Source organism: Paeniglutamicibacter sp. ZC-3, assembly GCF_025847175.2.
GTDB lineage: Bacteria > Actinomycetota > Actinomycetes > Actinomycetales > Micrococcaceae > Paeniglutamicibacter > Paeniglutamicibacter sulfureus.
Map to the genome: position 1 here is coordinate 364,749 of NZ_JAOYTG010000001.1, position 20,397 is coordinate 385,145.

Here is a 20,397-nt window from a genome sequence, read left to right on the forward strand (position 1 = left end):
GGGGCAGGACCCCATGCGCGGGCCCATGTGGGGGTGTCCAGGGAAGGCGGAAGCCCTGCTTTGCCGGTCAGGCGCGTTTGGCGCGAGCGCGTTCCACGTCCGCCGAGCGAACGGCCACGACGGCCGCCGAGAGCAGGTACACGTGTCCGAGCAGGTTGAACCAGACGAACAACCCCAGGATCACGGCAAAGGGCGCCAGCACGGCATTGTTGGTCAAGGAGGCCAGCAGCATGGCGGAGAGGAAGCGCAGGATCGTTGCACCGGCTCCCGCCAGCAGGACGCCACCCGCCAGTCCCCCGTCAATGACCTTGGCCCGTGAAGCCACCCGCAAGAGCACCCATGCGGTGGCGCAATCCAGGCCGAACATCGCCACGACGAAGCCCACCCTGCTCAACGCGTTGGTCCACCACCCATTGAGGTGGAGTACTGCCGACAGGGATTCAACCATCGAGGAACTGGCAATGGCCAAGGTGCTCGAGGCAATCAGGGCCACTGCCAGGACCAGCAACAGCAATGCGTCGCGCAGCTTGGACACCACCGGGTTGGAGCGGTCCCGATGCAGGCCAAGGATGGTGCGGATGCCCTCGCGAAGGCCGGACAGCCAGCCCAACGACGTGAAGACCAAGGCGCCCAGGGAAACGGCAAGGGTGAGCCCGAAACTGCGAAAGCCCAGGAGTTGTTCCGGGTTGGCCAGTCCCCCGTGGCCGGTGTCAAGCAGTCCGGGTGTGCCGGCCGCGACCATGGCGATCACGCCGTCGCGCAGCACCGGGTTCTCGCTGGCAAACATTCCCAGCACGGCGAACCCCGCCACGAGCATCGCGGCGATCGAGAAGAACATCCGGTACGCGCTGCCGGCGGCCAGCAACGGTCCGCGGCGCCTGACGTAGAGGTTCCAGACCCTCAGGGGGTAGAGCGCGTAGAACCTGGCGGTGAGCAGGAGGCAGAAGGCCTTGAAACGCAGCCACGGCGTGCCGGAGGCACGCGCTTGGTAAAGTTCCTGCGCCTTCAGCCGGATGAAGGCCTGAAGTGCCCGCGGGTCCAGAGGGGAAGGCGGGGCCACGACCGGAGCGCCGACAAAGCGGCGGGCCACCACGCCGGGGGCCCGGGTTCCAAGTTCCCCGGCAACGGGGTCAATGGACGTACTCGCCGAAGCGGCCGGCTCAACGTCGTCGGCTTTGTCCCAAGCCGGCGCCGTGGTTCCCTTAGCTCGACGGCCCGCCAAGACCCAGCTCCTCACGAAGCGACCAGGCACCGGTGGCATCGAGGGCAAAGAGACCAATCCTTTGGACCGTGAAGCTCAGGGATTCGCCCTTGAGTTCTTCCTGGGCCAGGTCCATGACAGCCTCTTCGACCTCGTGGGCGATCGTGAGGTGCGGGTGGTAGCCGTAGGCCACCTCGTGCCGCATGGGACCGTCAACCAACGCGTCATGCAGTTCACTGCATGAATCGGCGCCGTTCTCCACGTTCAGGAACACCACCGGGGTGATGGGCCTAAACGTCCCGGTCCCGCGCAGGCTGACCTCGAAGGGCTCCGCTTGGGCGGCCACCTTGTGAACATGCTCCACCGCGGAATCCCAGTCGGTGGTGGAGCCGGAGACCAGGGTGATGTGCGGGGCGACGGCCGCTGCCGCCACGCCGCCGTAGCGCCGGAGCCACGTGCGCAGTGCTGCGTCGTGCGGTGCAGGGATCTCAATGACCACCCCGAGGGCCGTCGCCTGCGCGACGTCGGTGCCGGTCGTTTCCCCTGCATTGGTGCCCATTGCTAGCGGATCTCTCCCAGGGGAGCCATGAAGCCAACGCGCTCGTATACGTCTGCCAGCGTCTTGGAGGCAACCTCGCGGGCCTTGAGGGCGCCGGCGGCAAGGAGCGAATCCAACTCGGCCGGGTCCTGGAGCAGTTCAAGGGTCCGGGTCCGTACCGGGGTCAGCGCCTCGACGACCGCCTCCGCCACTGCGACCTTCAGGTGGCCGTACATCTTGCCCTCGAACTCGTTGACCAATGCCGGGATCGGGGTTCCGGTCACTGCCGAGAGGATCTCCAGCAGGTTCGTGACCCCGGGCTTGTTGGCCCGGTCGTGGGCCACGACCGTATCGGCGTCGGTGACCGCCGACTTGATGCGCTTGGCGACGGTCTTGGGCTCGTCCAGGACGTTGATCAGTCCGTTGGGGCTGGAGGCGGACTTGGACATCTTGGAGGTCGGGGCCTGCAGGTCGTAGATACGGGCGCCTTCCTTCTTGATGAAGGCCTCCGGCACCACGAAGGTCTCGCCAAAGCGGTGGTTGAAGCGGGTGGCCAGGTCGCGGGCCAGCTCCACGTGCTGGCGCTGGTCATCGCCCACCGGGACGCCCTGGGGCTGGTACAGGAGGATGTCGGCGGCCATGAGCACCGGATAGGTGAACAGTCCCACCGACGCGACGTCCGCGCCGCCCTTGGCGCTCTTGTCCTTGAACTGCGTCATCCGGCTGGCTTCGCCGAAACCGGTGATGCAGTTCAGCACCCAGGCAAGCTGCGCGTGCTCGGGCACCTGGGACTGGACGAAGAGCGTTGACTTCTCCAGGTCGATGCCGCCGGCGATGTACTGGGCGGCGGTGACCCGGGTGCGGTTGCGCAAGTCGGCCGGATCCTGCGGCACTGTGATGGCGTGCATGTCCGGGATGAAGAAGAACGCCTCGTAGTCGTCCTGGGCCTTGACCCAGTTGACCAGGGCGCCCAGGTAGTTGCCCAGGTGCAGGGAATCGGCCGAGGGCTGCATGCCCGACAGGACGCGCGGACGGGTGGTGGTGGCCAGTGTTTCGCTCATGCGTGGGGTGGGTCCTTTAAAACTGGTAGTCGACGACCAGCGGAGCGTGGTCGGAGAAGCGCAAATCGTAGGCCGAGGCGCGATCCACATGGGACTTGATGGCCTTCGCCGTGAGGTCTGCGGTGGCCATGTGGTAGTCGATGCGCCACCCGGCGTCGTTGTCGAAGGCCTGCCCGCGGAAGGACCACCAGGTGTAGGGGCCCTGGGCGTCGGAGCCGGCCAGTTCGCGGGCCACGTCCTTGTAGCCGATCTCGGCGCCAAAGAATCCGTCGAAGTAGGCGATCTCCTCGTCCATGACACCGGCGCGCTTATTGTGGTTCGGCTTCCAGTTCTTGATGTCCTTCTCGGTGTGCACGACGTTCAAATCGCCCACCACCAGCACGTGGTCCTTCTCGTCCTTCAGCTCGACCAGGCGCACATTCATGCGCTCGAGGAAACGGTATTTGTCTTCCTGCTTCTGGGTGCCCAGCTCGCCGGAATGTACGTAGGCGGAGACCACGCACAGCGTGCTGCCGTCCTGCATGGTGAAGTCCGCTTCCACCCAGCGCCCGGACTCGGCGAAGTATTCCTCGCCGATGTGCCCGCGCACGGCGGTCGGCTCGGCGCGCGAAAGCACCGCGACCCCGGCGCGACCCTTGTCCTTGGCCTCGGCATGCAGAATGTGCCAGCCCTCGCCGACCAGCTCGCGCACTATCGCATCCGGCGCGCGCACCTCCTGCAGGCAGAGGATGTCAGTGTCGCGGGCGTCGATCCAGTCGGCCATGTTGCGCTTGTAGGCAGCACGGATGCCGTTGACGTTCACCGAGGCAACGCGCACCGCACGCTCGGACTTGGCCAGGATCTCTTCTGAGGTAGGTATCACGCCATCCACCTTATCGATATTTGTTCGAGGGGTTGTCCCCGGCACTGCCGGGGTGTCGCCGTGCCGGCGAGGGCTCCGAATATTTAGTCGATGACCTCGCCGGTCATGGGCTCTCCGCGGCCAGAGGGCTTCATCATGTCGCGGGCGTTGGAAGCGGTGATCTGAATGGTTTCCAGGGCGCGGTCAACCATGCCCTTGGCATCCTCGCCGCCCTGCGCCCTGTACTCGTTCACCACACCGACCTGCACCTGAATGATCTTGAAGGAGTGGTCAAGCTTCAGGTCGCGATTCCGCGTTGCCTCGTCCATGACGACGGGGCTGGTGCTTGGACCTCCCTGGCCGCGGGTGGCGGCTGCCGCTGTGGCGGCCTTCAGCTGGGTACTCATCTTCGCCGCACCCCGCTTGAGTCCAAGGACCAGGAACGCCGACAGCAGGAGCCAACCCAAGGAAATCACCACAACGAGCCAGCCGATGACATCGTTCTGGTTCGCTGCGAAGACGACTGCCACCAAGAAGATGGTGACCATGACGGCGAAGGAGAGGGTCGAGGCGTTGATGGTGATTTTTTTGCCCTGCGCGCGGGCCGAGCTACTACCGAGGGGTTCCATGGTTATATTCTCTCAAACACGCAGCGGCAGGACCGAATCCGGGCACGAATTACGCTTGTCAGCTTAATCGCCCAATGCCTGGGCCGCACGTGCAGGTTCGCGGGGACGACCCGGGCCTTGCCAATCGCGTGTTTGGCGCCCCGGTTGGAGCAAGGACGCCCTGGGCATTCTCCTCCCCCAATACCGTGAATCCCCGCGATTTCCCGCACCGCTCCGGACAACGACCGCACGCATCAGCAAGGGACGACGGCGCAACGGGCCGGGCTTACCAGGAAAGTTCACAAGTTGACGAAAGCGAGCAGAGTATTCGCAGCCATAGCGGCCAACACGTTCCGCGGCGCTACCTCCTTAGGATCGCGAAGAACGAGCAGCCCAAATGCCGCCCACTCGCATTGGGCCGGGAGAAAAGCTCGAGGTCATCGAGTCGATTCTGTATGACAGTCTCGCCGACTTGGACCTGCGCTTGACAAGGTATTCCCGCGTGAAACTACTGAAAATTTGGACGTAGCCCCATCCAGCGAAAGACCTCTCAACCCGTCTACCCGAACACCGGTGAAGCACTACTCTATTACCGGGCAAAGCCTTTCCAAAACGATGGCAATCACCAACTGACCAAGCAAAACGGATGCTTCTGCGGATCGAGGTAGACACGGTAAGACTTGGAGCCTGCTCCCATGGACGTTGCCCCCATGGACAGGACTTCGGTCTCGGCCAGGTCGAGGTCCTTGACCTTGACGTCAATGTGGGCCTGCTGCGGATGAAGGTGACCGGGCCACTCCGGTGCGACGTACGGATCCACACGCTGGAAGGCTATGGCCGGACGATCCGGTGCATCGCCAATACCCACCCAGTCGTCGTCGTTTTCGACTCGGACCATCCCCAGCAGTTCCTCATAGAAACTGGCCAAGGTGTCGGGGTTTTCGCAGTCAATTACCAATGCTTGCCATGAGCCAACCATGTCCGCACGCCTTCCAATGTCCGGTGTGTGTGGGTTTTCCTGTCCCTCAAGTATGCTCCGCGGGTTCATTTCCGACCAGAGTCAGGTCTGTCGAAAATAAACGATCTCGGACGCCTTGCAATCCTCGTGACCTCGCGTCGTGCGCCCATCCCACCCGCGGGAGGTGTTCCATGCCGAAAAAGACCTCGCGCGTTTGATTTGCGGTTGCACCGGGTGGTGAAAGCGACGAACATCCGTGGAGTTTATTTGCCGCGCCTAAACCGCTAAGGGCAGTAGTTGGTTGACTCAAGCCCCCGCCCCACCTGCACGAACAGTGGGGACTAGGGGTATTGCCCACCCAGCCCGTGAACAATTCAAACCAAGATTCGCTTGGTCAATCACGGTCGCCGGATCTTCAAGCGAACTATGTCATCCTGCCGGAACGAGCCATCCCCAGCGCAGAAGTTTAGTGTCGGTGTCATAGCCGTAGATGCGTGCCCGTGACTTGCGAGGTGCCGGGGCGGCCGCCCCTTGCGTTTGAGGGCGTGGCCCAGTTGCCGGCGGGCGTTGGCCCGTGGCGACCCGATCTCGGCCACGAGGCGGTCAAAACGAGCTCTCTTTCCTTTTTCGAGGCCTTGGAATACGCCGGGGATTTCGTCATTCTAATCTCGTTGCGCGCGCCCATCGTCAACCCGTATCCCATCGTCCAAGAACACCAAATCGCCCTACAGTCGGGTAGGGTTTCGCGATCATTTCCTGAATGAGGCACTGACCCATTTCGCGAGCACTTTTGATGAGTCTCGCTGAACTCTTTACTCGCCGAGCTCTTTACAAGTTCAAAAAACTCTCCTAAGCTCCACATCAGATGCTAGTGGTTGGGGAACCACCTGGGGGGATTACAAATGTAATTGGCATCTAATGGGGTCTAGTTTCTTTTGGGGACCATTTTATTCTTCCAAAAATTTCTCATCAAGAATAATTCGCTGGGGGGCGAAGAATTTCGCACCTTCTTGACGCAGAAAATGGAGTTTCATCATGAACACCTTGTTCGCAAACATTTACATTGGCCTGTCCACCGCCGCGGGTAAGCTGCGCCGCGAGGAGAAGGGTGCCACCGCCGTTGAATACGGCATCATGGTCGCGCTGATCGCGGTCGTCATCATCGTCGCGGTGACCGCCATCGGCGGCCGTCTCAACGGGGCTTTCGAGACAGTCCGCGATGCCCTTAAGCCCGTAGCCGGCTAGTGCTAGTCAATAGCTAGTTGTTCGCCGGGTACCGATCCGCATCGGACCCGGCGAACAGCACCACGTCCGGGGTAAAACCCATGACCAGATCTTTGAGCCTAGGGGCAAACATGCAACGTGCTGCGAAGCGGGAACAAGGTTCGTCTGCCGTTGAGTTCGCCCTTGTCCTCCCGGTCCTCATTACTCTGCTCTTGGGGATCATTGAATTCGGCTTCTTCTTCAATCAGCAGATCTCCGTGACTCAGGCGGCGCGTGAAGGCGCCCGCGCATACGCCATCGAGCATAGCGACGCGGAATTCAGCCTCAACGACGTGGTCCAGAATGCGGCTCCCAGTGTCCCCGGCATTACTGCCAAAGCGGACACCACCGGCTGCCCGGTCAACACGAACGTCACGATCACCGCCTCAAAAAAATACATCTCCATCACCGGTTGGATCGATTTCACCATGCCAGCCACAGTCCAAGCGAAGGCGGCCATGCGATGCGGCGGTTAGAAGTGCGCAACATCTCAGGTGCAGAAGGCAACGAACGTGGTGCCACTTCGGTGATGGTTGCGCTGCTCATGGTTGCGCTGCTTGGATTCGCTGCCATTTCCATCGACGTCGGAAAGCTCTACTGGGAAAAGGCCCAGCTGCAGAATGCTGCGGATGCTGGCGCACTGGCGCTGGCCGGAATCTGCGGCAAAGACGAATCTGATGTTGGTGGGTGCTCCAACGCTTCAGGCGTTCCGCTAGAGCTTGCTGTTGCCAGCTCGCATGATGCGCTGTCGCTGGTGAGCAATAGCGTCGATAAACTTGCAAACACTGCCACGGTGAGCACGCGCTCATCTGAAACCGGTGCCACGCCAAACTCCGTGTCCCTTTGGTTTGCACAGGCCCTTGGCTTCGACGAGGCAGCGATCGGCGCCAGAGCCACTGCGGCATGGGGAGGGCCCACGGGAGGCGCGTTTGCATTTCCGTTGGCGTTCTCGGAATGCGCTCTGCACGAATTCATCGCAACAAGTGCTGCCGTGTCGGGGAAGTCGTGGCTCAAGTACAAGGACGACGATGACCAGCTCCCATGCAGTTCGATCTATCACGCAGCAAACATCGTTCCTGGCGGTTGGGGATACCTAAATCCGGAGGCCGACGCCCCTGGAGCATCCGACGGAGCATGCGTGCTGACGCTAGACCTGACGGACACAACTGTTTATGAAGGCTCGGCTGGCAACTCCATTCCGGGCAGTGGCAGCGAATGCAAAGCGAAACTGGACGGCTGGGTCGGCGAAGCAGAAGCCAATGGCTACGCGGAGGTCTACTTTCCCATCTTTTCTAAAGTCACAACCCCTCCCGGTGGCGGCAATTACACTATCCAGGGAATCGCGGCATTTCGTGTCTACGCTTGGAAGTTATCCGGTGGCGGTACACCCGAAACCTTCGAAGCTAATTCGTACCCGGGCTGCTCGGGCAATTGCCGAGGTGTATACGGGGAATTCGTTCGCATGCTGGATGAAGACGAACTCACGGGCGGGGGCGGGCGGAATCTCGGCGTCACGCGGCCGCCATCGCTCAGCGACTAATCCCTAACTCAATAACCATATCTACATAGCCTTGGGGGCACACAATGAAGACACGGCTGCTTGGGGGCATAGCAGCACTGGTACTGGCAATCGTCGGTACGGTTCTACTCCTCACCTACGTGCAGGGCGCAGACGCCCGCGCACAATCGTCGCTCGATCCCGTGAAGGTGCTGGTCGCTACGCGCGACGTGCCTGCCGGCACGCCTGTCGCCGAACTGACCAAAGCATTCAAGGAGCAGAGCCTGCCGGCAGTCGCCGTGCCGAAGGATGCGCTGGACACGCTCGCGGACCAGGACGGCAAGGTTTTGGCGCAGGCGGTTACCGCTGGTGAGCAGCTCCTCGCGGCCAAACTCGTCGCAGAGGACTCGCTCCTCACCCCCGGGACCGTCGAGGTCCCCGAGGGAAAACAGGAGATCACCGTCCTTCTGGAGCCCGAGCGCGTGGCCGGCGGTAACCTCCGCGCCGGGGACAAGGTGGGCGTCTTTGGCAGCTTCACCGTCAAGGACAAGAACGACAAGGACGCCGACGAAGTCGAGATCACCAAGCTACTCAACGAGCAGGTCCTGGTCACCGCCATCCAGATCGCGGCGGGCGAGGCGGAAAGCACCGCCGAGGGAGCCGCGGCACTTCCGGTCGGTTCGGCCTATGTCACCTTCGGAGTCGACTCCGCCCAGGCGGCCAAGATCATCCACACCCGCGAGTTCGGCCTGGTTTGGCTGACCAAGCAAAACGAGGACACCGACAAGGGCGACACCCGCGTCTGGGAAATCAACCAGGTGCTGAAATGAGCCGCTTCCTGCTCCTGACAGACTCCGCGGAGTTCGAACGCCGCGTCCTGGCCGCCGTCAAGGGTGCCATGCCCGGCGCCGTCCAGCGCATCGGCGCCGGGGCCGCGAACCTCTCGCCGCACGATCTGCTCGCTCGCAGCATCGGAGAGACGACCGACGTCGTCCTCCTGGGCCCGGACACTGACCGTGAGGCCGCCCTCCGACTGGCCACCGCGCTGGACCTGCTGAACCCCGACATCTCCGTGGTGCTCACCGCCGGCGCGGATCCGCAGCTGGTCATGCTTGCCATGCGTGCCGGTGTCCGGGACATCACGGAACCCGATGCCGACCCCGCCACCCTGCGCGTGCTCTTGGAGCGCGCCTGCCTGTCCACGGACGGGCGGCGGCGCCAGTCCGGCGACGGCGGTTCCAATGAACGACGCCGGGGTCGCGTCGTTGCGGTCATGTCGCCCAAGGGCGGCGTGGGCAAGACCACGGTGGCGACCAACCTTGCCGTCGGGCTGGCGAAGACCGCCCCGATGGGGGTAGTGATCGTGGACCTGGACCTGCAGTTCGGCGACGTCGCCGGCGCCCTTAACGTGGATCCCGAGCACACCATCACCGACGCCGTCTTCGGCGCAGCCGTCCAGGACTCAATGGTCCTCAAGGCCTTCCTGACGGTCGACGACACAGGTGTCTACGCGCTCTGCGGGCCCAAGAGCCCGGCCGACGCGGACCTCATCACCCCGGAACAGGTCGCCGTGCTGATCAACCAGCTCGCGGCCGAGTTCCGGTACGTGGTCATGGACACGGCTCCCGGCCTCGGCGAGCACCTGCTCGCGGCGCTCGAACAGGCCACCGACGCCGTGTGGGTGTGCGGCATGGACGTGCCCAGCATCCGCGGGCTGAACACGGGGTTCGGCGTCCTGCGCGAGCTCCAGCTCATCCCACAGGGGCGCCACGTGGTGCTGAACTTCGCGGACCGTCGCAGCGGCCTCACGATCCAGGACGTCGAGGCCTCCATCGGGGTCCCGGTCGACGCCGTGGTCCCCCGGTCCCGCGCCGTCCCGCTCAGCACCAACAAGGGGACGCCGCTGCTGACCGACCACTCGCACGATGCCGCGGCACGCGGACTGATGAAGCTTGCGCGCCGCTTCGACGCCGACCAATCAGCCAGCAACCGCAAGATCCACCGCAGGGAAGTGGTCCGATGAACCTCGCCAGCCGCCTCACAGCAGCCCGCCGCGGCGCGCCGGAGCTCACCACGAATCCTGACGGGGGAATCCCTGGCGACGCCGGGGCGCTGCCGCCGATCTCAACTTCCGTCCCCGCGGAGCCAGGCCCAGTCGATGCCCACCCGGGGAACTCGCCGCGCGGTGTCGAGGAACCCGGCGTCGTGCCGGCGCTCGAATCCGACCTCGCTGCGTTTGCCGACGCGCCTGCCGCTCCGGCGCGACGAGGGACCGTGGACGCCCTGTCCGGCCTCAAGGCGCGTTCCGCCGAGGCCCTGTTCGAGCGCCTCGGCTCGCGCATCACCGACCCGTCGCTCACCGAAGAACAACTGCGCAAGCTGGCCCGCGACGAGCTCAGCCAGGTGATCGACGCCGAGCAAGTGCCGCTCTCCCCCGAGGAACGACGGCGGCTGATCCGGGACATCGGCGACGAGGTCCTCGGGTTGGGACCACTGCAGCGCATGCTGGACGACCCCGAGGTCAGTGAAATCATGGTGAACCGCCGCGATCAGATCTACGTGGAACGCAACGGCAAGCTCGAGGCGACCGACGCCACGTTCAGTTCCGAGGACCAGTTGCGCCGCGTCATCGAGCGTATTGTGTCCAAGGTTGGACGTCGCATCGACGAGTCCTCGCCGTTGGTGGACGCCAGGCTCGAGGACGGAAGCCGAGTCAACGCGATCATCCCGCCGCTGGCCGTCAACGGACCGTCGATCACGATCCGCAAGTTCTCCAAGGATCCGCTGACGGTACGGAACTTGATCGAGTTCGGTACCTTGACTCCGGACATGGCCCATCTGCTGGAGGCCTGCGTCAAGGCACGGCTGAACATCATCGTCTCCGGCGGCACCGGTACTGGCAAGACCACGCTGCTCAACGTCCTGTCCGGCTTCATTCCGATGGACGAGCGCATCGTCACCATCGAGGACGCCGTGGAATTGCAACTCCAGCAGGACCACGTCGTCCGGCTGGAGAGTCGTCCGGCGAACATCGAGGGCAAGGGCGCCGTCACCATCCGCGACCTGGTCAAGAACTCCCTCCGCATGCGGCCGGACCGCATCGTGGTGGGCGAGGTCCGCGGCGGCGAAGCGCTGGACATGCTGCAGGCCATGAACACCGGCCACGACGGCTCCATCTCCACCGTCCACGCCAACACCCCGCGCGACGCCGTCGCCCGCCTCGAGACGCTCGTCCTGATGGCCGGCATGGATCTGCCGCTACGCGCCATCCGCGAGCAGGTGGCCTCCGCCGTGAACTTGATCGTGCACCTCACCAGGCTCCGAGACGGCACTCGCCGTGTGACGCACCTGACCGAGGTTCAGGGCATGGAGGGTGAGGTCGTCACGCTCCAGGATGCGTTCCTCTTCGACTATTCGGCCGGGATGGACGCCCAAGGACGCTTCCTCGGCAAACCGGTTCCGACCGGCGTGCGGCCCCGCTTCCTGGACCACTTCCACGAGGTCGGCGTCAAGCTTCCGCCGGGGATCTTCGGCGCGTCGGGCGGCGCCGGAGCGGGAACCGGTGCCCAAGCGGGCGCCAGCAAGGGCCGGTGGTGACGATGGAGGGGATCCTGCTCGCAGCCGGTCTACTCGCTGGGCTCACCGCCATGTTGTTGCTGTTGTTGGTGGTGCTGAGGCCCGTCAGCGCCGAGGTGCCCATCGAACGACGCCGGATGGGCGAGGCGGCCCTTCAGTCGCCGTCCCTGCTCAGCCGCTTCAGCGGTGCCACGGTCAGGGCCGTGGAGCGCAACGCGACCACAAGCGCGGGCGGGCCCTTTAGACGGGGCGCGCTGCTGGCCGCGGGCGTCAAACAGGATCCGGCGGAATTCCTGGTCCTCGTAGGATCCGCGGCGCTGGCCGCCGGCGTGGTTGGCCTGCTCCTGGGCGGAGCCGGTCTTGCCGTGCTCCTTGCAGTACTTATCCCGGCCGGCGCCTGGGCGTTTCTGCAAGTACGCGCAGAACGACGTCGGACCAAGTTCGGAGACCAACTGCCTGACATGATCATGACCATCTCCGGCAGCCTGCGCGCGGGACACTCGGTGTTGCGCGCCCTCGACGGCGCAGCACAGGAGTTCGATTCGCCGATGGCCGAGGAATTGGGTCGAATCGTCAATGAGTCACGGGTGGGGCGCGACGCCGAACAGACGATGTTGGAGACCGCGGCGCGCATGAGGTCTGAGGACTTCTCCTGGGTGGCCGGGGCGATCCAGATCAACCGCGAGGTCGGCGGAGACCTGGCCGTGGTGTTGGACCAGGTCGGCGAGACGATCCGCGAGCGTTCCCAAATCAAGGGACAGGTGAGGGCCCTGTCCGCTGAGGGCAAGTTCTCGGCGTACATCCTGGTGGGACTGCCGTTCGGGATCAGCGGCCTGTTGTTCCTTATGAATCCGGGCTACATCGGGACACTATTCAGCCATCCACTGGGCATCGGCATGCTCGTGGTGGGTGGCATCATGATGGCGATCGGCTCCTTCTGGATGAGCCGCATGGTCAAGATCAAGTTCTAGGGGGAAGACCATGGGAATTACAGCCATCGGATGGATATCCATCGCGCTGGTGGTGCTGCCGCTCTCGTTCATCGTGTGGGGATTAGTCTCGGTTGACCGCAACCAACTGGTACTGGTGCGGCAAAACCTTTCGAGGTCCGCAGCGGCAACCAGTGAAGAAATCAAAAGCAGCGGCGACAACGAATTCGCGGCACTGGCCCGGCGTCTGACACCCGGCAGCTACGCGGCGAAACTGGACCGCATGCTGGCCATGGCCGGCCGGACGGCATCGTGGCCGCTGGATCGCGTGTTGATGATGAAGCCGTTGTTGGCGCTGGGCGGTGCCCTGATGGGTGTCCTCCTGTTTTCGTCCAACCCGGGAACGGGCATATTCGTTCTCGGCGTGGCCCTGACGGCATTCGGCTATTTCCTGCCGGACCTTCTGGTCTACAACAACGGCATCAAGCGCCAGCAGGCGATCCAGTTGGAGCTGCCCAACACGCTGGATCAACTGCTGATCTCTGTTGAGGCGGGGCTGGGTCTGGAATCCGCCATGGCACGTGTGGCCGCGGGAGGACAAGGTCCCCTGGCGGAGGAAATGGGACGCACACTCCAGGAGATGCAGGTGGGTCGTTCGCGCAGGGAAGCCTACGCCGCGATGGCCGAACGCTCCTCCGTTGCGGACCTCAAGTCCTTCGTCCGGGCGGTAGTCCAGGCAGACAAGTACGGGATTGGCATCGCAAGGGTGTTGCGGACGCAGGCGGGCCAAATGCGTATCAAGCGCCGGCAGCGGGCCGAGGAAACGGCGATGAAGTTGCCGGTCAAGATCCTGTTTCCGCTTTTGGTTTTCATTTTCCCGACGCTGTTTATCGTGATCCTGGGGCCCGCGGCCATCAACATCATGAAGAGTGGGATGTTCGGCTGATCCAGGCCACCCCGTTTTTTGGTAAATCCTCCACCGTAATCCATGAGGAGGGATTGGGTCTCGACCTTGACTGACCAATGCACACAATGGCGGCAGAAGGGCTCGCACCAGCGGCTGGCTTCGGAGTTCTAACCCAGGCAATCATGGATCGTTTCCCCGTTCACTCTTGCTTCTTCTTTATCGGTTTCAGGTCCTCGCCGGCAGCGGTTTTCCTCACTCTGGTGCGCTGTGGTGCGCTGTGGGCGCGTTTGGCGAGGTTCTCTGTTCTCAGCTACCGTCGGTGCAACTCGAGTGAAAGTTCGAGCATCGCCTCGGCGCTCCTGGACAGCCGAACCCCTTCGCTCCAAACCATGGATATCGGTACGTGGCGCACGGCCGGACGGATCTGGCGAACCACCAACGGTCTACCCTCGTAGGAAACGTCTACGGCCGGACGCTGGACCAGGATCGCATATCCCATGCCACGGGCGACCATCGAACGGGTCACCTCGAAGTCGGTGGTGCGGAAGCGGATCCAAGGTGTCAGCCCGGCTGCGGAAAACATCATCTCGGTGTTCTCGCGACTCGGGTTCACGTCAAGCAAGATCATGGGCTCGTCGACAAGTTCGGCGAGCGCTACCGTATCCAGTGCCGCGAGCGGGTGGTCCGCCGGCAGCACGACAACGGGCACGGCTTCTCGTAACCGTTTGCGGGTCAGCCCCGGGGGAACAGTGAGATCGTAGGCAATGGCCAGGTCCAGTTCGCCTGAAAGCAGTTTCTCGTGGATTTCCTGCTGGGTTCCCGCGAAAAAATCCAGCTCCACGTCCGGGTGTCGGTTTCCATACTCCGCCATGAGCTCGGTCAACAGCGTGGGAGCCAAAGACGAATAGCATCCGATGACAACCTTGCCCCGCAAGGTTTTGCCAGCGTCGGCTGCCATGACCTGCAGGTCCGTGGCGGCATGCAGCAGCCCCCGGGCCTGGGACAGAACGTACTGGCCCGACGGGGTCAGGCTGACGCCGTGGGCTTTCCGCCTGATCGTCAACTGCGCATTGAATGCGCGTTCCAGCTCGTTCAGTGCTCCGGTGATCGCCGACGGTGAGAGCATCAATGCCGCCGCGGCCCCGGCAATGGACCCCTGCTCCCCCACGGCGACAAAGCATTCCAACTGCCTCAATGTGTACCGGGCCACAACACCTCGCTAAAAACGTGGATATACCGTTAGAACTCGTACTTTACCCAATGTTATGCAGTGGCTCACACTGGAGGAAACCAGCCGACCTTTCATACAGGAGTCCACCGCCATGAGTGCATCGAACACCCCGACCGCCACTTGTCCCTTCAGTGGCGCAACCAGTGCCTCAGCGGCCGTCGAGGAATCTGCAGGGGGAACCGCGGCGGGCGCATCGCCTGCAGCAGCCATGACCGGAGTTGAAGCACCCGTGGCGGATTGGGTGACCATCCCGGATCTGCACGCCGACCCGTTTCCGATCTACCAGCGCATGCGCTCGGAGTCACCCGTCCACTGGGTCCCCGCAGTCAACCGCTACATGGTGACGTCCTACGCCGCGTGCCACGAGATCGAACAGGACGAGGAACGCTTCTCCGCCGATGAAAACAACTCGCTGATGAAGCGCGCCATGGGCCATTCCATGCTGCGCAAGGACAACCCGAAGCACCAGGTGGACCGGGACTCCTACGGTGCCACGCTGCGTCCCGGCACCATCAAGAAGCACTGGAATGAGATCTTCACCGCCAACCATGAGAAGTACCTGAGCGAGCTGGTCGCCAAGGGCCCGGGCGCGGACTTCGTCTGGGACTACGCGGCTCCCTACGCCGCGGAGAACCTGCGGCTGATCTGCGGATTCCACAACGCATCGCAACAAGACATGCAGCGCTGGAGCCAGACCATGATCGACGGAACCGGAAACTACGCCGATGACCCGGAGATCTGGGACAAGAGCGCCGCATCCTCCGCAGAGGTGGATGCCGCCATTGACGAGATGCTCCCCTACCTGGCAAAGAATCCCGACCACTCGCTGCTCTCCGGGCTGGCGTCCATGCCCATCCCGCTCGAGGCCATCCGCGCCAACCTGAAAATGACCATCGGCGGAGGACTGAACGAACCACGCGACGTCCTGGCCACCACCATCTGGGCCCTCCTGAACCACCCCGAGCAACTGGAAGCCGTGAAGAACGACGCCAAGCTGCATGCGGTGGCCTTCGAGGAATCCGTGCGCTGGGTCGCCCCGATTGGCATGTACCCCCGCGAAACCACCCAAGACGTCGTGCTCGAAGGCGTGCATCTGCCCAAGGGCTCCCGGCTCGGCGTGGTTCTTGGGGCCGCCAACCGCGACCCGGAGGTCTTCGAGGATCCCGAATCCTTCAACATCTTCCGCCCCAAGAAGCCGCACCTTGGCTTTGGCGGAGGCGTGCACTTCTGTGCCGGGACCTGGATCGCCCGTGCCCAGGTCGCCCAGATCGCCATGCCTGCACTGCTGGAGCGCATCCCCGACCTGCGTCTGGCCCCCACCGCTCCCAGCATCGACGCCGGCTGGGTCTTCCGCGGCATGACCAAGATGCCGGTCACCTGGGGTTAGGCCCGCCGGCCTCCCCACACTCCACCGACCCCACATTTCTCGACCACCCAAAGGAACCATCCCCATGCCCACGATCACCTTCGCCCAGGCAACCGGCGAGTCCACCGAAGTCATCGTCGAGGAAGGCACCTCGCTCATGCGCGCCGCCGTCACCAACGGCATCGAAGGCATCGTCGGGGAATGCGGCGGCCAGGCCATGTGCGCCACCTGCCATGTCTACGTCCGCCCCGAATTCGCCGCCGAGCTGCCCTCCGTCAGCGACGACGAGGACGAAATGCTCGACTGCACCACCGCCGAGCGCACCGATGCCTCGCGCCTGGGCTGCCAGGTCAAGATGTCCGGTTCACTGGCCAGCATCGTCGTCGACGTTCCCTCGGACCAGGTGTAACCGCCGTGAATGAAAACAACACCGAACACACCGTCGTCATCGGAGCCGGACAGGCAGGCATCCAGGTCGCCGATTCCCTGCGCGCCGAGGGCTACGACGGGTCCATCACCATCCTCAACGACGAGCTGGCATTTCCCTACCAACGCCCGCCGCTGTCCAAGGACTACCTGGGTGTCGATTCGCCCGCCGATCCCCTGCCGTTGCGCGGGCCGGACTTCTTCACCGCCAAGGACATCACGCTGCACGCCTCCGCCGCCACAGCGGTGGACACCGAGGCGCGGAACATTTCCTTGGCTGACGGCACCACTCTTCGCTATACGCATGTGGTCTTTGCCACCGGCGCCGCCAACCGGCCCTTGCCCTGCCCGGGCGCAACCCTCCCGGGTGTCCATGCCCTGCGAACTCTCGACGACGCGCAAGACCTGCAGCGTGCCCTGTCCGACGCGCGCAGGGTGGTGGTGATTGGGGCCGGCTTCATCGGTCTGGAATTCGCGGCGGCTGCACGGGCCCGCGGGCTTGAAGTCACGGTGCTCGAATTCGCGCCGCGCCCCATGGGACGAGCGCTCTCGGCGACCGCCTCGGAGTGGTTTGCCGCCCGGCACAGGGCCGACGGCATCGAGCTGCGACTGAACGAGGGAGTGTCCTCCATCCACCGGGACGGAAACGGATTGCTCGTCGAATCCACTGGCGGCGGACGCTACCCGGCGGACCTGGTGCTCTACGGGGTGGGCGTGCTACCGCGCACCGAACTTGCCGAGACAGCCGGGCTGGCCACCGACAACGGGATCCTGGTGGACTCTGCGCTGCGCACCAACGCGGATGGCGTGCTGGCCGTCGGCGACTGCGCTTCCTTCCCCAACGCCCACACCGGTTCCCGCACCCGACTCGAATCGGTCCAAAACGCCACCGACCACGGTCGCCAGGCCGCCCGCAGCATTATGGGGCACCACACCCACTACGCCGAGACGCCGTGGTTCTGGAGCACCCAGGGCAGCATCCGCCTGCAGATCGCCGGCATCTCGGATCCCGGAGACGAGCCGGTGGTACTTGGGGACCCGTCCGGCGGCAAGTTTTCCATTGCGCTGCTGCGCGATGGTGCGCTGGCGGCAGTGGAATCGGTCAACAGCCCTGCCGACCACATTGCCGCCCGCAGGCTCGTGGGCCGGGGCATCACGCTGGACGCCGAGACCCTTGCCGATCCGGGATTCAGCCTCAAGGCCCTGGCCAAGACATGCATCCCGATACCGGCATGAGCCGCCATGCCTCAGACCCGGCCCCAGGCCCCGTCCATCGCGGCCATGCAATGTTCCAGCAGGGCCTCGGCCCGGGGTCCGGGCGTGGAGTTGCGTGGCCAGATGGCCACGACCGCACTCGGGCTATTCGGAGGCTCGAGGTCCCTGATGGCCACCGGCAAACCGTCCAGCGTGTGCGGCGGATTATTGGGCCGTGCATACAGCAGCCCGTAGCCCAGGCCGCGTCCCACCATGGCATTGACCAGCACCACCTGCGGCAGTGAATAGGCGACGTTGGGATGGAGCCCAGCCTCGGCAAAGAGCCTGCGGGTGTTTTCGGTGCTTGGACTGGATTCGTAGTTGATCAGCGGTTCGTCCTCCAGCTCCGTCAGCGTGATCGAGTCCTTGGCGGCCAGCGGGTGCTCCGGGTGCAACACCACTTCGAGCCGCGTCTCATAGATGACGCGCTTGGCGAATCCGGTGGGCAGCAACAGGTCATAGACCAGAGCCAGATCCAGCTCTCCGTTCTCCAGGGCCGGGAGCAGGTCATCGTGGGTGCCGACGCGCACCGTCACGTCGATGCCCGGATGCAGGGTGCGAAAGCCTTCGAGCATCGAGGGCACCACGTGGCTGGCAAAGGACGCGAAGCACCCAATGGACACCGGACCGCGCAGGGCTCCATCGGAGCGGGGAAAGGATTCGGCCAGTTCCTCTGAATCTGCAACGATACGCGCAGCCTTGGCCGCAAAGTACTGGCCGGCCGGGGTCATGCGCACCCCATGGGACTTGCGCCGGACGCAGAGTTGTTCCCCGGCGATCTTCTCGACTGCGGTGATCGCCTGGGAAAGCGCCGATTCCGAGATGTTCAGTTCGGTCGCAGCCGACCCCAGGGTCGAATGCCGAGGAAGTTCGGCCAGCAGTTCAAGCTGGCGCAGGGAGAAGCGGGCCATTCTTCAGTCCAATCAATAATGTTGTACAAATAATTGAAGTTTACTCAATCTATGTGGCCTGCAACACTGGTTCGTGACCTGGCATACAAAATCCGGATTGCCACAGGCAGTCCCGGGGCACCAATGACCGAGTCGATCCAGTCCGAGCAGTCCGCTCAAAGAGGAGCACCATGAGCATTGCCCATAGCCAGACGCCGGCCCAGCGCGCCAACCAGCGCCGGGTGGCCTTTGCCACGATCATCGGCACCACCATCGAGTGGTACGACTTCTTCATCTATGCCACGGCTGCGGGCCTGATCTTCGCCGAGCTGTTCTTCAAGCCGGCCGGTGCACAGATCGGCCTGTTGCTCTCCTTCGCCTCGGTGGGCATCTCCTTCCTCTTCCGTCCGCTCGGCGCCTTCCTGGCCGGCCACTACGGGGACAAGATCGGCCGCCGCGCCATGCTGGTGATCACCCTGATCCTCATGGGTGCTGCAACAACCCTGATCGGGGTGCTGCCGACCTACGCCACGGCCGGGGTCATGGCTCCGATCATGCTGCTGCTGTTGCGCATCCTGCAGGGCATCTCCGCCGGCGGCGAGTGGGGAGGCGCGGTCCTTATGGCCGTCGAGCACGCACCCAAGGACCGCCGCGGCCGCGCCGGGGCCTTCCCGCAGCTCGGTGTCCCGCTGGGCATGCTCCTGGCCTCCGGCGTCATGGCACTGATGACCGGCGTCATCTCCCCCGGTGAGCAGTTCCTACAGTGGGGCTGGCGTGTGCCGTTCCTCTTGAGCATTGTGCTGATCGTCGTTGGCTTTCTGGTGCGCCGCGCGGTGGACGAATCCCCGATCTTCGAGGAAATCGCCGCCAAGAAGCAGCAGACCAAGGTCCCGATCGTGGAGCTCTTCCGCAAGCACTGGCTCCTCGTCATCCTGGCCGCCCTGGTGTTCGCCGGCAACAACGCGGCCGGCTACATGACCACCGGCGGGTTCCTGCAGGCCTACACCACCAATCCCGAGGGACCGATCGGCTTCGAGCGCACCGACGTCCTGGTTGCCGTCGCCTTCGCCGCGGCCATGTGGTTCATCTTCACGCTGCTTTCGGGCTACCTGGCGGACAAGATCGGACGCAAGCGCACGTACCAGATCGGCTTCACCTGCCAGGCACTGGTGGTCTTCCCGCTGTTCTGGATGGTGAACACCGCTTCGCTGCCCATGCTGTACCTGGCCTTCGCGCTCTTCGCCGTCGGTTTGGGCCTGGGTTACGGCCCGCAGGCGGCCCTGTACTCGGAGCTGTTCCCGGCATCGGTGCGATTCTCCGGCGTGTCCATTTCCTACGCCCTGGGCGCCATCATCGGCGGCGCATTCGCCCCGATGATTGCCACGGCCCTGGTCCAGGCAACCGGCACGACCACGTCGGTGTCGATCTATCTCTTGTGCATGACCCTGATTTCACTCACGGCGGTGTCCTTGCTGCGTGACCGCAAGGGAATCGACCTCTCGATCAACAACCAGGCCGAGCAGGAAATCGGTGCCACGATCTTCGACAAGCGCCGCCCGGCACTCGAGTCTCCGGCCGTTCCGGTCAAGTAGCGGACCGAAGACAAGGATCCCCGCGCTCCGCGGGTCCCACCGCCAGACACGAATGGTCGGTGTCCCCCTCCCTATCTGGGAGTCGGACACCGACCATTTTTCGTTTGGATCCATCCAGTGAAGCTCGGAACGCGACTGCCTCGTAAATGGCCAGCAGGTTCAGCTCCATGCCGGGGAGCGGCATCGCGGCATTCCAAGCGCGGCCTTCCAATCGAGGTAGAGATGGCTTCGCCACCGTCCTCGAGTCCGGAGTATTGG

General features: G+C 63.9%; 20 protein-coding genes. 12 read left to right on the forward strand and 8 right to left on the reverse strand.

The genetic code is table 11. The annotated features are described in order from the left end of the window. Positions 1-67 precede the first annotated feature (67 nt). From OIU93_RS01605 to OIU93_RS01630, 6 genes are all read right to left on the reverse strand, one after another. Entirely contained in the window at positions 68-1,222 is a 1,155-nt protein-coding gene (locus tag OIU93_RS01605; RefSeq protein WP_264268296.1) for a YihY/virulence factor BrkB family protein, read from the reverse strand. After that, positions 1,203-1,760 (reverse strand): 2'-5' RNA ligase family protein, encoded by a 558-nt coding sequence (locus tag OIU93_RS01610; RefSeq protein WP_264268297.1) that lies wholly within the window; start codon positions 1,758-1,760, stop codon positions 1,203-1,205. Before OIU93_RS01610 ends, OIU93_RS01605 begins: the two co-directional genes overlap by 20 nt. Positions 1,761-1,762: 2 nt before the next feature. Beyond that, the gene (trpS, locus tag OIU93_RS01615) at positions 1,763-2,800 is read right to left on the reverse strand and encodes a tryptophan--tRNA ligase (protein WP_264268298.1); all 1,038 of its coding nucleotides are present in this window, start codon (positions 2,798-2,800) and stop codon (positions 1,763-1,765) included. A gap of 16 nt (positions 2,801-2,816) precedes the next feature. Continuing rightward, complete coding sequence (locus OIU93_RS01620) at positions 2,817-3,563, reverse strand: exodeoxyribonuclease III (protein WP_372342860.1); 747 nt, start codon at positions 3,561-3,563, stop codon at positions 2,817-2,819. Between the two features lie 182 nt (positions 3,564-3,745). Further along, positions 3,746-4,270: a hypothetical protein gene (locus tag OIU93_RS01625; RefSeq protein ID WP_264268300.1), complete on the reverse strand. Its 525-nt coding sequence runs from the start codon at positions 4,268-4,270 to the stop codon at positions 3,746-3,748. Between the two features lie 601 nt (positions 4,271-4,871). Beyond that, a complete protein-coding gene (locus OIU93_RS01630; RefSeq protein WP_264268301.1) occupies positions 4,872-5,228 on the reverse strand; it encodes a VOC family protein in 357 nt (118 codons plus the stop codon). A 1,014-nt stretch (positions 5,229-6,242) separates the two neighbouring features. Here OIU93_RS01630 and OIU93_RS01635 point away from each other — a divergent pair. The 8 genes from OIU93_RS01635 (at position 6,243) to OIU93_RS01670 (ending at position 13,419) form a co-directional block, all read left to right on the forward strand. Then, on the forward strand, positions 6,243-6,452 hold the full coding sequence (locus tag OIU93_RS01635) for a Flp family type IVb pilin (protein WP_264268302.1): 210 nt from the start codon (positions 6,243-6,245) through the stop codon (positions 6,450-6,452). A 110-nt stretch (positions 6,453-6,562) separates the two neighbouring features. Next, complete coding sequence (locus tag OIU93_RS01640) at positions 6,563-6,946, forward strand: TadE/TadG family type IV pilus assembly protein (RefSeq protein ID WP_264268303.1); 384 nt, start codon at positions 6,563-6,565, stop codon at positions 6,944-6,946. Then, positions 6,934-8,010: a pilus assembly protein TadG-related protein gene (locus OIU93_RS01645; RefSeq protein ID WP_264268304.1), complete on the forward strand. Its 1,077-nt coding sequence runs from the start codon at positions 6,934-6,936 to the stop codon at positions 8,008-8,010. Before OIU93_RS01640 ends, OIU93_RS01645 begins: the two co-directional genes overlap by 13 nt. 44 nt (positions 8,011-8,054) lie before the next feature. After that, the gene (gene cpaB / locus OIU93_RS01650) at positions 8,055-8,798 is read left to right on the forward strand and encodes a Flp pilus assembly protein CpaB (RefSeq protein WP_264268305.1); all 744 of its coding nucleotides are present in this window, start codon (positions 8,055-8,057) and stop codon (positions 8,796-8,798) included. Continuing rightward, positions 8,795-9,991 carry an AAA family ATPase gene (locus OIU93_RS01655; protein WP_264268306.1) on the forward strand — a complete coding sequence of 399 codons (1,197 nt, stop codon included), beginning with the start codon at positions 8,795-8,797 and terminating at the stop codon, positions 9,989-9,991. Before cpaB ends, OIU93_RS01655 begins: the two co-directional genes overlap by 4 nt. Beyond that, the gene (locus tag OIU93_RS01660) at positions 9,988-11,565 is read left to right on the forward strand and encodes a CpaF family protein (RefSeq protein WP_264268307.1); all 1,578 of its coding nucleotides are present in this window, start codon (positions 9,988-9,990) and stop codon (positions 11,563-11,565) included. Before OIU93_RS01655 ends, OIU93_RS01660 begins: the two co-directional genes overlap by 4 nt. Positions 11,566-11,567: 2 nt before the next feature. Then, on the forward strand, positions 11,568-12,515 hold the full coding sequence (locus OIU93_RS01665) for a type II secretion system F family protein (protein WP_264268615.1): 948 nt from the start codon (positions 11,568-11,570) through the stop codon (positions 12,513-12,515). 16 nt (positions 12,516-12,531) lie between these two features. After that, entirely contained in the window at positions 12,532-13,419 is an 888-nt protein-coding gene (locus OIU93_RS01670; RefSeq protein WP_264268616.1) for a type II secretion system F family protein, read from the forward strand. 271 nt (positions 13,420-13,690) lie between these two features. Here OIU93_RS01670 and OIU93_RS01675 read toward each other — a convergent pair whose 3' ends face one another. Then, a complete protein-coding gene (locus tag OIU93_RS01675) occupies positions 13,691-14,590 on the reverse strand; it encodes a LysR family transcriptional regulator (protein ID WP_264268308.1) in 900 nt (299 codons plus the stop codon). A gap of 112 nt (positions 14,591-14,702) precedes the next feature. On the opposite strand from OIU93_RS01675, the gene OIU93_RS01680 reads away from it, so the two are divergent. The 3 genes from OIU93_RS01680 to OIU93_RS01690 all read left to right on the forward strand — a co-directional run bounded on the left by OIU93_RS01680 (position 14,703) and on the right by OIU93_RS01690 (position 17,639). Further along, positions 14,703-15,998 (forward strand): cytochrome P450, encoded by a 1,296-nt coding sequence (locus tag OIU93_RS01680; RefSeq protein ID WP_264268309.1) that lies wholly within the window; start codon positions 14,703-14,705, stop codon positions 15,996-15,998. Between the two features lie 64 nt (positions 15,999-16,062). After that, positions 16,063-16,386 carry a 2Fe-2S iron-sulfur cluster-binding protein gene (locus tag OIU93_RS01685; protein WP_264268310.1) on the forward strand — a complete coding sequence of 108 codons (324 nt, stop codon included), beginning with the start codon at positions 16,063-16,065 and terminating at the stop codon, positions 16,384-16,386. Between the two features lie 5 nt (positions 16,387-16,391). Then, positions 16,392-17,639 carry an NAD(P)/FAD-dependent oxidoreductase gene (locus tag OIU93_RS01690; RefSeq protein ID WP_264268311.1) on the forward strand — a complete coding sequence of 416 codons (1,248 nt, stop codon included), beginning with the start codon at positions 16,392-16,394 and terminating at the stop codon, positions 17,637-17,639. Positions 17,640-17,650: 11 nt separating this feature from the next. Here OIU93_RS01690 and OIU93_RS01695 read toward each other — a convergent pair whose 3' ends face one another. After that, positions 17,651-18,568, reverse strand: coding sequence for a LysR family transcriptional regulator (locus tag OIU93_RS01695; RefSeq protein ID WP_264268312.1), 918 nt, complete (start codon positions 18,566-18,568; stop codon positions 17,651-17,653). A 170-nt stretch (positions 18,569-18,738) separates the two neighbouring features. Here OIU93_RS01695 and OIU93_RS01700 point away from each other — a divergent pair, with 170 nt between their 5' ends. Next, on the forward strand, positions 18,739-20,139 hold the full coding sequence (locus tag OIU93_RS01700) for an MFS transporter (RefSeq protein WP_264268313.1): 1,401 nt from the start codon (positions 18,739-18,741) through the stop codon (positions 20,137-20,139). Positions 20,140-20,397 lie beyond the last annotated feature (258 nt).